This is a genomic window from Erwinia persicina (genome assembly GCF_019844095.1).
GTDB classification, from domain to species: Bacteria; Pseudomonadota; Gammaproteobacteria; order Enterobacterales; family Enterobacteriaceae; genus Erwinia; species Erwinia persicina.
Window position 1 is genome coordinate 13,183 of sequence record NZ_CP082142.1, and the last position, 14,235, is coordinate 27,417.

Sequence of the window (14,235 nt, forward strand, 5' to 3'; positions counted from 1 at the left end):
GGCATACACATTTTCTGCGCATCATCATTTTCTGGGGACTTATGAGTAACACGACATTAGCGAATCCGGCACCATTGGGACTGATGGGTTTTGGTATGACAACGGTTCTGCTGAACCTGCACAATATCGGCTTTTTCCCGATGGACGGTATTATCCTCGCCACTGGCATTTTTTACGGCGGGATCGCACAAGTCTTTGCTGGCCTGCTGGAATATAAAAAAGGCAATACCTTCGGTATGACTGCCTTTACCTCTTACGGCTGCTTCTGGCTGACCCTGGTCGCCATTATTCTGATGCCTGAACTGGGCCTGTCAGAGCCCGCCCACCCGCACTTCCTCGGGGCGTTTCTCGGCCTGTGGGGCGTTTTCACTCTGTTTATGTTTTTCGCCACACTGACAGGCAATCGTGTATTGCAATTCGTCTTTCTCAGCCTGACGGTGCTGTTTGTCATGCTGGCCATTGGCCATCTGATTGATAACGCTGCAATCATCCGGTTTGCAGGCGGGACAGGACTGGTCTGTGGTGCCAGCGCGATTTACCTGGCGATGGCCGAAGTGCTTAACGAACAGTTTGGCCGCCCCATCTTACCCCTGGGCGAAAAACAGTAATCCTCCGCCTGCCTGTGTCCCGGGCAGGCGGAAACGGTCATAACCGTTTAGACATATTGTAACCCGTTAACACAAACCCAAGGCTTTCATACAGCTTTTTCGCACGGCTGTTGTTGGCTGCTACACGCAGACCGGTTTCCGTGATGCCTTCCAGGGCCAGCTGCTGGTTAATCACGTCCAGCGCCTGTTTTCCATACCCTTTCCCGCGCCATTCGGGAAGCAGATAGATATCATAAATCCAGGCGATATTTTCGCTGACGCTGATCCAAAGGTAACCCACCGGCGGCTCGGCGCCCTCCGTTGCCGTGATACACAACAAACGCTGGGGAGGGCTGTTAACGCCCTGGGTCAGGGCCTGGTCAATCAGGGTTGTTGCGCGGCTAAGGGCATCTTCCAGGGAGCAACGCCGCGACTCTGCGAGGTCTCTGCCATACTCTGCAATCACGATCTGACGGTAAGCCGGAAACTCGTCCGCCTGCATGGGTCTTAATATCATCGATTTTTCCCTGAAATGGTCCGATAAACCCTGCGTCAGCCAGTCTGCACGAGGATACGATTAAGGATGATAACGTGATTTCAGGCGAATTCAACGCAGCAACACTGAACGCGCAGGCGCTGATGCAGCGATTGGCAGAAGAGATAAGAGAGCCGGGCGCAGGTAGTGCCGACATCCAGTCAGGGGCACAGACGTGCCCCTGACTGGGGATTAATGGCTGAGCTGCGTTGTATAATTTGCTGCCACCCAGCGATAGCCGCTGCCGTCGCGTTTAACGTGTCCCAGCCCCGGGAAGGCAATGTGTGCAGCAGCTACCCAGTTCCCCTCCTGCGCCATCTGCGCCAGCACCGCCTCACGGGTCTGCACGGCTTTTTTCTGGTCAACATCGAAGTGGATTGCCACATGCGGATCGGGCATCTGCACTGATTTTGCATGAATAATGTCGCCCCACAGCACCAGCGTCTGTCCTTCACTCTCCACGCGGTACAGCACGCTACCCGGCGTATGGCCGGGTGCCGGGATGGCCCGTATATCGGCAAATACCGTCGCGGGGGCACTGAACGTGCTCAGACGTCCGGCATCAATGACCGGGCGCAACGTACGTTCAGACTCGGCAAAGGTGTGGGCCTGGCTGGCTGCCACCTTCTTAACGTTGTCGGGCGTCAGCCAGAAATCTGCGTCTTTCTTCTCAACGTAAATCCGGGCATTGGGGAAGGCCAGTTTGCCGCTGCGCGAGACACCGCCGGAGTGGTCGGCATGAATATGTGTCAGCAGCACCGCATTGAGGCTTTCTGCCGGATAGCCTGCCGCCGCCAGATTCTCCAGCAGATGACCGCCATTGTGGCCAAACAGGTCGCCCGCCCCGACATCCACCAGCACCCGCTGCTGGCCGTTATCAATCACGTATGCATTGATTGAGGTCTCTGCCTGCGGCGTCATGGCATCACTGGCCATACGGTCACGCAGCTGTTGCGGGCTGATGTGAGTCAGTAACTTATCCAGCGGGATGGTGACCGTGCCGTCAGAAACAGCGGTGATGCGCAACTTACCCAGCGTCATGCGGTAAAAGCCCGGCGCCTGGGTATCCGGCGGAACAGATTCGGGTCCGGCCAGCGCCGAAGCGGAGAGAGCCATACCGACCATCATTACCATCGTCTTCATTTTAACCTCGTTAATTCATGTCGTTTTTGCGTGAATGCCAGTATCCTGTCCGCAAAGACATCATTCAAATCGATTAAAATAATGCACACTATCAGAGAAAATGATTTTAGCCGTATCGACCTGAATCTGCTGACGGTGCTGCTGGTTTTGCATCGCGAGGGCAGCGTTTCACGTGCGGCTGAACGCCTGCACCTCGGTCAGCCCGCCGTCAGCGGGGCGCTGGCGCGCCTGCGTACGATGTTTAACGACCCGCTGTTTGTCCGCACGGCAAAAGGGATGTCACCGACGCCGCGCGCCGAGGCACTGGTGGCCTCGTTATTTCCGGTGATGGAAGAGATGCAGCAGGTACTTTTTCAGCCATCGTCCTTTTCACCTGAAACCGATACGCACCGGTTCCGCCTTGGGATGAGCGACTGGGTGGAAGGCTGGCTGATGCCCGGCCTGCTGTCGACGCTGAACCGCCAGGCACCGGGAGTGACCGTGCATACTACTGGCAGCGATCCCTTTCACGATGAGGAGATGGTGCAGCAGGATCGTGTTGACGTGGCGATTTCGGTCGGGCAGGGCGTTCCTGCAGGAACGGTGCGTGAGCCGGTTACGCGTATGGGATTCTGCACGCTGTGGCACCCGCTCCAGTTAGCACTCACTTCGCCCCTGAGCCTTGATGACTATATATCCCATAATCATCTACTGGTTTCCTATCGCGGTGCCAGTCAGAGCCAGATAGACGAGCAACTGGCGCGGCAGAATCTCTCCCGCCGGGTGCGCTATGTGACCCCCCATTTTTCCTCACTGCCGCTGATGTTGAAGCAGATCCCGGCCCTGACCACCGTCCCGCAGGGGCTGGCAGCGGGCTGGATGGAACACTTCGGCCTGCAGAGTAGTGCCGTTCCGGTCAGCGTGCCGTCCTTTACCCTCTCCCTGCTGTGGAATAGGCGCCGCAGCCACGACCCGGCCCTGCTATGGCTGCTGGAAAAACTGCGGGAAAAAATGCGCACTGGCTGATTGACTCGTGCCTGACAGCAAGACGGTAAGTCTGAACGCGAGCGGCCGTCATACCCGTTACCGGTGCTGCTCCGCTATCGCGCGCTTCAGTACGCCGTAAATCCGTGCATCGCTGAGATGCGCCACGTTAAAACGTAAAAATGCACCGGCGGTCTGCGAGACGCTGAAGACATTTCCCGGCGCCAGAATGACTCCCTCTTCGCGGCAGCGCCGGGTCAGTAGCGTGGAATCGACGCCGTCCGGCAGGCGGCACCAGAGATAAAACCCGCCTCGCGGTACCTGCCACGGCACGATACCCAGCGTTGCCAGGCGTTCCACCGCCTCTTTCCGGGCGCGATCCAGCCGCGTTGTCACCTCCTGCAAATGCTTACGATAGCTTCCCCCCGATAGCACCCCGGCAATCAGTTCGCTGGCAAGCGGGCCTGGCCCGCCAAAGTTGGTGGCGATCTGCAGGTTAACCAGCTCATCGATCCACCCGGCCCGGCAGGCAATATAGCCACAGCGCACCGAGGCGGAGAGGGTTTTCGAAAAGCTCCCGGTGCGGATAACGCGATCCAGCCCGTCGGGGATCGCCAGGCGCGGCGAAGGGTCCGGTTCGAAGTCGGCAAAGATATCGTCTTCAATGATCAGCGTATCGTGCAGCGCGGCGGCACTTAACACGCGATAGGCAGTCTGCGCAGAGAGGCAGGCACCCGTCGGATTATGCAACGCGGAGTTAGTGATATACAGACGCGGGCGCTCCGCAGCAAGGACCTGTTCAAAAACCGCGATATCGGGGCCGGTTGGCGTGTAGGGTACGCCAGTGATCTTCACCTGGTGGGCACGCAACAGCGCCTTAAAGTTGAAGTAGCAGGGGTCATCCACCACCACGCTGTCGCCCGGGCGCAGCAGATAGCGACAGAGTAAATCCAGAGCCTGGCTCCCCGACCCGGTCAGCATCAGCTGTTCCATCGAAGCAGACAGCCCTTCCCGGGCAAAACGCGCCAGTATAAGACGCCGCAGTTTGGGCGACCCGTGGGAACTGCCGTAGTCGGTCAGCAGGGGACTGTCGAGCCGGGCAAGCTGCCGCAGCCCTTTGCGCAGTGCCTCATGGGGCATCCAGTCGTCGGGCAGCCAGCCGCAGCCCGGCGTCAGTTCACCCACTGCCGCATCCAGCGACTGGCGGGAGACCCAGAAAGGATCCACATCCCGTGGCTGCCCGATGCGCGTATCAACAAGACTGCGCGCAACCAGCGGGGTGCCAGACACGTAAAAACCGGAACCGCGCCGTGCCCGGATCACCCCTTCTGCTGCCAGCCTCTCATAGGCTTCGACGACCGTAGAAGGTGACACACTCCTGGCGGCAGCAAAGCGGCGCACCGACATCAGCCGGTCACCGGCTGCCAGCGTACCGGTCAGAATACTGCGGCGGATTTCGTCAATCAGTGTTTCGGTAAGCGTCATCGGTATTCCAGCCTGTCAGTGATCAACTGTATGGGAAAGACGCCCCATACAGAACAACTTGATTGTAGGGGTAGTGTATCTTCGAATCCGCCGTTCTGACCTCTACTATGCGTGGGATATACCTGTTTTTATACTTACACGGAGGACTTATGCAGCGCACAACATCAGGGTGGTGGAGTGGACTTTTTGGCGTGATGATTTTTAGCGGCTCCCTGCCGGCTACCCGGGTAGCCATCGGCGGATTTTCACCGCTGTTTCTCACCTCTGCCCGCGCGGTGATTGCCGCACTGGTCGCCGGGGGACTGCTGCTGGCGCTGAGGCAGCGACGTCCCGGGCGCAGCGACAGGGTATCGCTACTGATGGTGGCTGCGGGCGTGGTGGTCGGCTTTCCCTTACTGACGGCCCTGGCCCTGCGTGAGATGACCGCCGCCTGTTCTCTGGTCTTTATCGGCCTGCTGCCGCTTTCCACCGCCATTTTCGCTGTGCTGCGCGGGGGAGAACGGCCAGCGCGGGCCTTCTGGTTTTTCTCCCTGCTGGGCGCCGGGATCGTGACAGGTTTTGCTCTCTCAGCCGGCGGAGGGGATCGCTGACCGGAAACCTGATGATGGTGGCGGCCATTCTGCTGTGCGGACTGGGCTATGCGGAAGGGGCAGAACTGTCGCGCCGGCTGGGCGGCTGGCAGGTGATCAGCTGGTCGCTGCTGCTGTCGCTACCGGTCATGGTGGTGACGGGCCTGATGACTCTGCCGCACAGCTGGCAGGGGATCAGCGCGCCCGCCTGGTTCAGCCTTGGCTATGTCTCACTGTTCAGTATGCTGATTGGTTTTATTTTCTGGTATCGCGGGCTGGCGCTGGGTGGCATCGCCGGGGTCGGACAGCTCCAGCTGCTACAGCCGTTTTTTGGTCTGTTGCTCTGCGCGCTGTTCCTTCACGAGCCGGTTGCCCTGAGTATGGTGGTCAGTGCGGCGGCAATTATTCTCTGTGTTGCCGGCGCGAAACGTTTCGCCTGAGCACCCTTCCACAATAATAAGGAGAACGTCACGGTTTTCTGAGCAAAAAAAAACCAGACCGGAGTCTGGTTTTTTTAAGGGTTTATGCTTCGGGGAAGGGCATCGAATTACCCGGTGCTTCCCGGTGAATATGCAGGAAGGTCAGGTGACGCTCATACTGGTCGAGAATGTCATTGATGATCTGCTCTTTGGTGTAGTCCATCAAATCGTTCCCCTGCGTACCCTCCAGCAGGAAGGTTTCCAGACGGAAGTAATCCGATTTGCCACTGCGCGCCCGGTAGGTGAAGGCCGGTACCGAGTAACGCTGAGGCCATATCTGATAGAGGAAGCTCTGCTCATCCGCCATATCAACCAGCAGTTCCAGATGGTTCAGACGCTCATCCTCCACCGCCGGCAGCTCATTCACCTGCACTTTGGCACCACGACGTTCCAGCTCAAGCCCGACTTCTTCCATTGCCGGACGACAGACGTTATCCAACATTTTGCGGGTGTGGGTCGTTCCCGGATAGTTCATCACGCGTGAAATGCGCTGTTTCCAGTTCAGGCGATCGTCACGCGATACCGCTACCGGTGGCGTGTTCACCGTGGCACTGGCCCGACGATGATCTTCCACCCGCAGCGATTTATACAGACCGGCCATCACAAAGAAGATCACAAAGCTGAACGGCAGTCCCATGATCACCGTGGTCTTCTGCAGCGCCGTCACGCCGTTAACCATCAGCATTCCCAGCGTCAGGACGCCAATGGTGACTGACCAGAAGATACGCAGCCAGTTTGGCGCATCATTGTTGATGTCCGCCAGACGCGAGGTAAAGTTGCCCAGCACCAGGGAACCAGAGTCTGCGGAAGTGACATAGAACAGCAGGCCGGTGATGGTGGCCACTGAGGCGCTGAAAGTAAAGCCAGGATACTGTGCCAGCAGACTGTAGAAGCCGCGCTCCGGGTGCGCCATGGTTTCTTCAGCGAAGGCCATATTGCCGTGAATAATCTCGTATAGGGCGCTGTTACCAAAGATCGACAGCCACAGCAGGGTAAAGATAAATGGAATGGTCAGCGTCCCTACCACAAACTGGCGGATAGTACGGCCGCGGGAAATACGCGCCAGGAACAGGCCAACAAACGGTGACCAGGCGACCCACCAGGCCCAGAAGAACAGCGTCCAGTTGTTCATCCATTCAGTTGGACGATCGAAAGCAAAACTGTTCAGCGTCATGCCCATAAAGCGGTTGATGTAATCCCCGACGTTGAGCACCAGCGCGTTCAGCAGGAAGCTGGTATCACCGACGAACAGCACAAACAGGATCAGACCAAAGGCCAGCAGCACGTTGAGCTCTGACAGGAAGCGAATGCCCTTATTCACGCCAGAGGTGACCGAGATAGTGGCCATGATGACCGACAGCACGATCAGCCCGGCCTGCGCCGTCAGCCCTTCCGGTACATCAAACAGCACCTTCAGGCCATAGTTCAGCTGCACAACGCCGATGCCCAATGTGGTGGCAATACCAAAAATCGTCCCGAGTACGGCGGCGATGTCCACGGTATGACCGATTGGCCCGTTGATACGTTTACCGAAAATAGGGTACAGGGCCGAACGAATGGTCAGAGGCAGGCCGTAGCGGTAGCTGAAGTAACCCAGGGCGATGCCCATCAGGGCATACATGGACCAGCCGGTCAGACCGTAGTGGAACAGCGTCCAGACCATCGCCTGACGCGCGGCTTCCATCGTCTGTCCCTGGCCCTCTGGCGGCATCATATACTGTGTGACCGGCTCGGCGACCGAGAAAAACATCAGATCGATACCGATACCGGCAGCAAACAGCATGGCTGCCCAGCTCATCAGGCTGAACTCGGGCTTGGACTGCTCAGGGCCGAGCTTAATGGAACCAAAGCGGGAACAGGCCATAAAGATAACGAACACGATATACAGCGTGGCGGCCAGCAGGTAATACCAGCCGAAGGTGTTGGATACCCAGTCGAGGGTACGATTGATCCAGCGATCGGAAAAATCAGTGAACAGAATAGTCGTCATGGAGAACAGCAGAATCAGTACTGCTGAGGTGTAGAAAACCACGGGGTTGATACGATCTTTTTGAGGCTTTCCTGGTATTTCAGTCGTCGGCATAATGTCTCCGCAAAAAATGATCAGGGAAAGAACCTGAAGTCCGCTCTGCGAAGCGCGCATTAGCGCATACTGGGTAAAATCCGCCGTATATCCGCTAATTACACTGGGAGAACCATCAGGATGAATATTAGTGTAATTTATTGATTAATCGTTATAACTCTTGACTCAAATCGCCTCCGGAAAGTAAATTTTGTGTAAACAGAAGCACGAATGATAGTTTTTATTGATTGAGCATTCAATTAAAAAAAATTTCAGCGTCTCAAAATGCCGTCTTTTTCCCCATTAAAACCGCATATCGCTTGACGATTCCCACCCGGTAAAATACAACTGGTTCCTGTCAGGGGAGTCTCGCCAGAGAGACTGAGAGGCTAATGAGCGATTTATCGCGGCGTAGCGACCCTTAGAACCTGACCCAGTTGATACTGGCGTAGGAAGACGCGTACCCTGATGACGGGCCAGCCGGCCACCCAGCGTACCCGCGCGCAGGCCTGTGTTTATTCCGCCTCCGCCTTTTTCCTTATCCTTATCACGGGTCTCATCAAGTTTTGAGAGGCTAACGTGACGCTATTGGTAACACCCCTTCTCCCTGTCAGGATCCTTACCTCATGAGCCGCTGGTCTGTGATCGGTGACGGCGTGGCCGGGCTGTGCATCGCCACGATGCTGGCAGAGCACGGCCAGGCCGTGGAGGTGATCACTTCACCGCAGCATGATGCGGCATCCCACTGGGCAGGCGGAATGCTGGCCCCCTGGTGCGAAGGCGAAAGCGCCCCGGCGGAGGTTGTTGAGCTGGGCCAGCGGTCTGCCCCGTGGTGGGCTGCGCGTGTCAAAGGCGTGGAGCATCAGGGCACCCTGGTGGTCGCTCCCCCGCGCGACGCGCCTGAACTCACCCGTTTTTCGCGCATGACGCACGCCCATCAGTGGGTGGAACCGGTCACGCTGGAACCCGCCCTGGAAGGGCGCTTTGCCCGCGGGCTGTTCTTTGCCGGCGAGGCCCATCTCGACCCGCGCAGCGCGCTGCAGCAACTGCGGGCCAGCCTGCTTCAACACGGCGTTGACTTCCATCAGGACAAGCCCGGCGGCACGGTTATTGACTGCCGGGGATCCACGCTGCCCACGAACAACCGGGACTGCGCGCCGTTCGCGGTGAAATGCTGATCCTGCACAGCGATGAGGTGCACTTCTCCCGGCCCGTCCGCTTGCTCCATCCCCGCTTTCCCTGTTACCTCGTTCCGCGCACGGGGGGGCGCTTTATGCTGGGGGCGACCATGGTGGAAAGCCATGATGACAGCCCCATTAGCGCCCGCGCCATGATGGAGTTGTTAAGTGCCGCTTACGCCATCCACCCGGCACTGGCCGAAGCCAGAGTGCTGGAAAGCGGCACCGGGCTGCGACCGGCTTACGCTGATAATGTCCCTGCCATTCATCGCCATAACGGCGTCTGGTCCGTTAACGGCATGTACCGGCACGGCTTTCTTCTCGCGCCAGTGATGGCGGAAAACCTGATGCAGCAACTGATACAGGAAAACCTGATATGAAAATTCAGCTTAACGGCCAGCCGGTCGATACTGCCGCCCGCACCCTGGCGGAATTGCTGCGCGAACAACAGATTGACGCAGGCTGTGTCGCCAGCGCGTTAAATGGACAGTTCGTGCCCCGCACCCGCTATGAAACGCAGCCGATCACACCAGGCTGTGAACTCGAAGTCCTGTCACCCATGCAGGGAGGATAAACGATGTTTTACGGTTTTGTACCCCAGTCACGTTTTCTGCTCGGTACCGCCGGGTACCCCTCTCCGGCGATCCTGCAGCAGGCGCTTGCGGCCTCCGGCAGTGAAATTATCACCGTCAGTCTGCGCCGTGAAGGCAGCCACGGTACCGCCTTTCGTGAGCTGCTGACCGGGCTGAATAAGCGGGTTCTGCCGAACACGGCGGGCTGTCACAGCGTGAAGGAGGCCGTCACCACGGCCCATATGGCGCGTGAGCTGTTTGATACGCGGTGGATCAAGCTGGAGGTGATCGGTCATGCCGATACGCTGCAACCCGACCCGTTCGCCCTGGTGGAGGCAGCGCGTATCCTTTGCGCTGACGGATTTCAGGTGTTTCCCTACACCACAGAAGACCTGATTCTGGGTGAAAAACTGATCGAAGCAGGCTGTGAACTGCTGATGCCGTGGGGCGCGCCAATCGGGTCCGGCCAGGGGCTGCGTAACAGAGAAGGGCTGCGCTCAATGCGCGCCTGGTTTAAAGATATTCCGCTGATTATCGACGCCGGGATTGGTGCGCCCAGTCAGGCGGCTGAGGCTATGGAGATGGGTTTCGACGGTATTTTGCTGAATACCGCTGTTGCCAAAGCGCAGGATCCGGTTCGAATGGCAGGGGCCTTTGCTGCTGCCATACAGGCCGGACGGGATGCCCGGCAGGCCGGTCTGGTCGAACGTCGCGATATGGCCAGCGCCTCGACGCCGATTTTTGGTATGGCGCAGTTTCACTCACGGGAGCCGTAGCCGATGAGTCGCTATCAACGACAGTCAATGTTACCGGAAATCGGCGATGCGGGGCAGCAGGCCCTGCACCATGCGCGGGTACTGGTAGTGGGCGCGGGCGGACTGGGTGCCACGCTGCTGCCGCTGCTGGCCGGGGCCGGTGTCGGTTACCTGCGGATTTATGACGGCGATCGGGTGGAGGAACACAATCTTCATCGCCAGACGCTCTTCGGGATGGGGGACATTGGCAATCTGAAAGCAGTCTGCGCGCAGCAGGCCCTTTACAGGCGTAACCCCGAGTGTGTCGTGGATGCACGGCCACTGGCGCTGAGTGCAAGCCGGGTCGCCGAGGCGCTGGAGGGCATTGATCTGGCTATTGATGCCGCCGATAACTTCGCCGTCACTTATCTGCTCTCCGACACCTGCCTGCCGCGTCGCATTCCGCTGGTCAGCGCCTCTGTGCTGGGACGGCAGGGCTACGTGGGGGGCTTCTGCGGCGGAGCACCCGGCTACCGTGCACTTTTCCCGCAGTTGCCAGGCAGCGCAGCGAACTGCAATACCGCCGGGGTCATGGGGCCGGCGGTGGCGACGCTGGGCGCGCTTCAGGCTCAGATGGCACTCAGTATCCTGCTCGGATTTTCACCCTCACCGCTTGGCTGCCTGATTAACTGTGATTTCAGTTCGTGGCACTTCCGGCAGTTTCGCTTTGACGGCGCAGATGAGCCAGACAGACCCGGCGTCCCCTTTATTGACAGGCCGTTGCTGACCAGCCGCGATTATATTGTAGAACTGCGCAGCGAAGAGGAAGCCCCTCGCAGTATCAGCGATCGCGCTGTGCGCATTCTGCCAGAGCAGATCGACCGCTGGCAACCACCAGCCGACCGCCGGATTGTGCTGGTATGTGCCACCGGTATTCGTGCGGCAAAAGCAGCGATGGCGTTGGAACAGCGGGGCTTCACACAGCTGGCGATTATTGCTGCAAATCGTTAGGAAAAAAGGGCGATTAACTGTAGTTTTCATACAAAAAATCGCCACCCGACCTGAGTGGGGACCACTGGAAAAAGGTGCTGGATTGAATGCGAACAACGCCAGCGCGCCGGAGGTGAGTGAGCACAGCATGACCCTTATACCGCGTCACGCCTGATATTGCGGCCCGGATAAAAGTAAGGGATGACAACAAATATTGTTATGTTATAACATAACAATATTGATTTTCAGGTAGCCTGCTGAGGGCCTGAAACGCGTTGTCAACGTCTGAGAGGATACCTGTATGTCAGAAAACACCAAGATAGCCATAAACGACAGCCGCCTGCCCGTTACGGTGCTGTCGGGTTTCCTGGGAGCCGGTAAAACCACGCTGCTCAATCACATACTGAACAACCGCGAAGGCCGCCGGGTGGCGGTGATCGTTAATGACATGTCAGAAGTGAACATAGACGCGTCACTGGTCCGTGACGGTGGGGCTGCACTGTCGCGTACCGACGAAAAACTGGTCGAAATGAGCAACGGCTGCATCTGCTGTACGCTGCGGGAGGATCTGCTGTTGGAGGTCAATCGTCTGGCACGTGAAGGCCGCTTCGACCAGCTGGTGATCGAATCAACCGGGATTTCCGAGCCGTTGCCGGTGGCGGAAACCTTTACCTTCGAGGACGATAGCGGAGAAAGCCTGTCAGCCGTGGCGCGGCTGGACACCATGGTCACGGTCGTTGACGGCTATAATTTCCTGCGGGATTACACCTCCCGCGACAGTATCCGCTCGCGCGGCGAGTCACTGGGAGAGAAGGATGAACGTTCAGTGGTCGATCTGCTTATCGAACAGATCGAGTTCTGCGATGTGCTGGTACTGAACAAAACCGATTTAATTGGCTATGAAGACCGTGCGCGACTGATCGCCATCCTCCATGGCCTGAACCCCCGCGCACGTATTGAAACCACCCGCTTTGGCCAGGTCCCGCTGAACAACGTGCTGAATACGGGCCTGTTTGACTTTGCTGAAGCGGCCCAGGCGCCTGGCTGGATGCAGGAGTTGCGCGGCAGCCACGTAGCGGAAACCGAAGAGTATGGTATCAGCCACTTTGTCTGGCGGGCACGCCGCCCGTTTCATCCTGAACGTTTCTGGGCGTTATTCTCCGGATCGCTGCCCGGAGTGGTGCGCTCAAAAGGTTATTTCTGGCTGGCTTCCAGGCCAGGCTACGCAGGCAACTGGTCACAGGCCGGGGGCGTGGCACGTCAGGAGCTGGCGGGAGCCTGGTGGGCCAGCGTACCGCGTGAACGCTGGCCACAGGATGACGAATCTCTGCTGGAAATCATGCGGAACTGGCAGGATGGCATCGGAGATGCACGTCAGGAGCTGGTATTTATAGGCATGGAGATGGATGAAAACACGCTGCGCCAGCGCCTCAACCACGCGCTGCTCACCGACAGTGAAATGGCAGAAGGTCTGCAACGGTGGGCCAGTTTTAATGATCCGGTGCCGGGCTGGTTTGACTGATCGGATCAGGACAGGGAGGACGGCATACCGGGTTTATTTGCATCTGTCCTCTCTGCTCAGTATCGTGTGCGCAATTTCCCAAGACTCGCCGGACTTAACCATGACTACTCACGCTGCGAAAGATCCTCTGCATGGCCTGACCCTCGAAGCACTGTTAATCAAACTGGAGGCGCGGTATGGCTGGGAGGAACTGGCGAAGCGCGTCAATATTAACTGTTTCAAGAGCGACCCCAGCATTAAATCGAGCCTGAAATTTCTGCGCCGCACCCCGTGGGCACGCAAAGAGGTTGAAGATCTCTATATCGCCTCACTGGAGGACGAAGTCAGGGGCCAGGCAGCGCCGCTGGCCGATGACCCCTGGGCCAGCTGGCAGGGGAAAAAGTAACGCACTGGCTCTGCGCGTAGTTGGCGCGTGGCGTATTCAGGCATACCCGCTCTCTTATCGCTGTTCTATTCTGGCTGGCGGTGGGCAGGAAAATCACCCTCCCTCCCCATAAACGCCGCGGCAGCGGGTGAAAGCTGGCGATGCGCCAGCACCAGATCAAAGCGGGCATCCACACCCGGGAGAGGGTAGTAACGGATCCTGTCTGCCAGAAAATGGCTCATGCTCTGTGGAGCAAGGGTCACACCCGCACCGACCGCCACCAGGGAAAGCACGGCGTGCATGCCGAAGGCCTCCTGTGCCACGTCAGGAACAAATCCCGCCTTCGCGCACAGGCGGATCACCTGCAGATGAAACCCCCGGCCCTCCAGGCGCGGCCATAAAATAAAAGGCTCGTCGGCCAGCGCGGCAAGCGTCAGTTCTGACCGCCTGCCGAGAGGGTGATCCTGTGGTACGGCAATGCACAGGGCATCGCTGTCGAAGGGCGTCAGGCTGATGTCATCGGCGCTGGCCACCGGGGGATCACGACCCCCACATCCAGCTCCTCTTCACGTAAAGCGATAATTTGTGCCGCCGTTGTGGCTTCGCGCAGCTCCAGACGCACCTGCGGGTGTGTCAGGCGGAACTGGCGTATCACGTCCGGTAAACAACCGTAAAGCGCACTGCCCACATAACCCAGTCGCACAATGCCGGTTCGCCCGGCCGCCACATCACGGGTCAGGATGACGGCCTGCTCTCTTTGCTGCAACTGGAGATAAGCCTGAGCCAGAAAGGTTTTCCCGGCGGGCGTTAAGCCCAGCACACGGTTACCACGTTCAATCAGGATCACATCAAGATCGTGCTCCAGTTTCTGTATGGCACTGGTCAGCGGAGGCTGTGACATATTCAGCCGCTTTGCCGCCCGGTGAAAATGCAACTCCTCTGCCACCGCGACAAACTGCTCCATCGCACGTAGCGTGATCGCTGAAGTATTACCCGTCCCCATCTCATCCCCCTCACGCCGATACGATATAAAAAATCTATCACAAACGCCG

Annotated in this window: 11 protein-coding genes, 3 pseudogenes and 1 riboswitch; of the genes and pseudogenes, 9 read left to right on the forward strand and 5 right to left on the reverse strand. The window is 58.2% G+C overall.

Annotated elements, in window-relative coordinates:
* Positions 1–41: 41 nt before the first annotated feature.
* Positions 42–608, forward strand: a complete 567-nt coding sequence (gene satP, locus K6L24_RS21615) for an acetate uptake transporter (protein ID WP_118666178.1) — start codon at positions 42–44, stop codon at positions 606–608.
* Positions 609–645: 37 nt separating this feature from the next.
* On the opposite strand, the gene K6L24_RS21620 is transcribed toward satP, so the two are convergent.
* Together K6L24_RS21620 and K6L24_RS21625 are read right to left on the reverse strand one after the other, a co-directional pair.
* Positions 646–1,104, reverse strand: a complete 459-nt coding sequence (locus tag K6L24_RS21620) for a GNAT family N-acetyltransferase (RefSeq protein WP_062748687.1) — start codon at positions 1,102–1,104, stop codon at positions 646–648.
* 210 nt (positions 1,105–1,314) lie between these two features.
* Complete coding sequence (locus K6L24_RS21625) at positions 1,315–2,250, reverse strand: MBL fold metallo-hydrolase (protein WP_425333079.1); 936 nt, start codon at positions 2,248–2,250, stop codon at positions 1,315–1,317.
* A 96-nt stretch (positions 2,251–2,346) separates the two neighbouring features.
* Between K6L24_RS21625 and K6L24_RS21630 the strand changes: the two genes are divergently transcribed.
* Positions 2,347–3,270 (forward strand): LysR family transcriptional regulator, encoded by a 924-nt coding sequence (locus K6L24_RS21630; RefSeq protein ID WP_222682374.1) that lies wholly within the window; start codon positions 2,347–2,349, stop codon positions 3,268–3,270.
* Positions 3,271–3,327: 57 nt separating this feature from the next.
* Here the strand turns inward: K6L24_RS21630 and K6L24_RS21635 are convergent, their stop codons facing one another.
* Complete coding sequence (locus tag K6L24_RS21635; protein WP_062748694.1) at positions 3,328–4,713, reverse strand: aminotransferase-like domain-containing protein; 1,386 nt, start codon at positions 4,711–4,713, stop codon at positions 3,328–3,330.
* A gap of 149 nt (positions 4,714–4,862) precedes the next feature.
* Here K6L24_RS21635 and K6L24_RS21640 point away from each other — a divergent pair.
* Positions 4,863–5,722: pseudogene (locus tag K6L24_RS21640) on the forward strand (DMT family transporter).
* Between the two features lie 82 nt (positions 5,723–5,804).
* Here K6L24_RS21640 and K6L24_RS21645 read toward each other — a convergent pair.
* A complete protein-coding gene (locus K6L24_RS21645; RefSeq protein WP_062748696.1) occupies positions 5,805–7,844 on the reverse strand; it encodes a choline transporter in 2,040 nt (679 codons plus the stop codon).
* 329 nt (positions 7,845–8,173) lie between these two features.
* A riboswitch (TPP riboswitch) is annotated at positions 8,174–8,295 on the forward strand.
* Between the two features lie 154 nt (positions 8,296–8,449).
* On the opposite strand from K6L24_RS21645, the pseudogene K6L24_RS21650 reads away from it, so the two are divergent.
* The 6 genes and pseudogenes from K6L24_RS21650 to K6L24_RS21675 all read left to right on the forward strand — a co-directional run bounded on the left by K6L24_RS21650 (position 8,450) and on the right by K6L24_RS21675 (position 13,204).
* Positions 8,450–9,381 (forward strand): annotated as a pseudogene (locus tag K6L24_RS21650) (FAD-dependent oxidoreductase).
* Entirely contained in the window at positions 9,378–9,575 is a 198-nt protein-coding gene (gene thiS, locus K6L24_RS21655) for a sulfur carrier protein ThiS (RefSeq protein ID WP_222682375.1), read from the forward strand. The pseudogene K6L24_RS21650 and the gene thiS overlap by 4 nt, the downstream one beginning before the upstream one ends.
* 3 nt (positions 9,576–9,578) lie before the next feature.
* Complete coding sequence (locus K6L24_RS21660; protein ID WP_062748702.1) at positions 9,579–10,349, forward strand: thiazole synthase; 771 nt, start codon at positions 9,579–9,581, stop codon at positions 10,347–10,349.
* A 3-nt stretch (positions 10,350–10,352) separates the two neighbouring features.
* Positions 10,353–11,318 (forward strand): HesA/MoeB/ThiF family protein, encoded by a 966-nt coding sequence (locus tag K6L24_RS21665; RefSeq protein WP_187510359.1) that lies wholly within the window; start codon positions 10,353–10,355, stop codon positions 11,316–11,318.
* 280 nt (positions 11,319–11,598) lie between these two features.
* A complete protein-coding gene (gene zigA / locus K6L24_RS21670) occupies positions 11,599–12,819 on the forward strand; it encodes a zinc metallochaperone GTPase ZigA (protein ID WP_222682376.1) in 1,221 nt (406 codons plus the stop codon).
* 100 nt (positions 12,820–12,919) lie between these two features.
* Entirely contained in the window at positions 12,920–13,204 is a 285-nt protein-coding gene (locus K6L24_RS21675) for a VF530 family protein (RefSeq protein ID WP_062748708.1), read from the forward strand.
* A gap of 65 nt (positions 13,205–13,269) precedes the next feature.
* Here the strand turns inward: K6L24_RS21675 and K6L24_RS22525 are convergent.
* Positions 13,270–14,186: pseudogene (locus K6L24_RS22525) on the reverse strand (LysR family transcriptional regulator).
* Between the last annotated feature and the right edge of the window lie 49 nt (positions 14,187–14,235).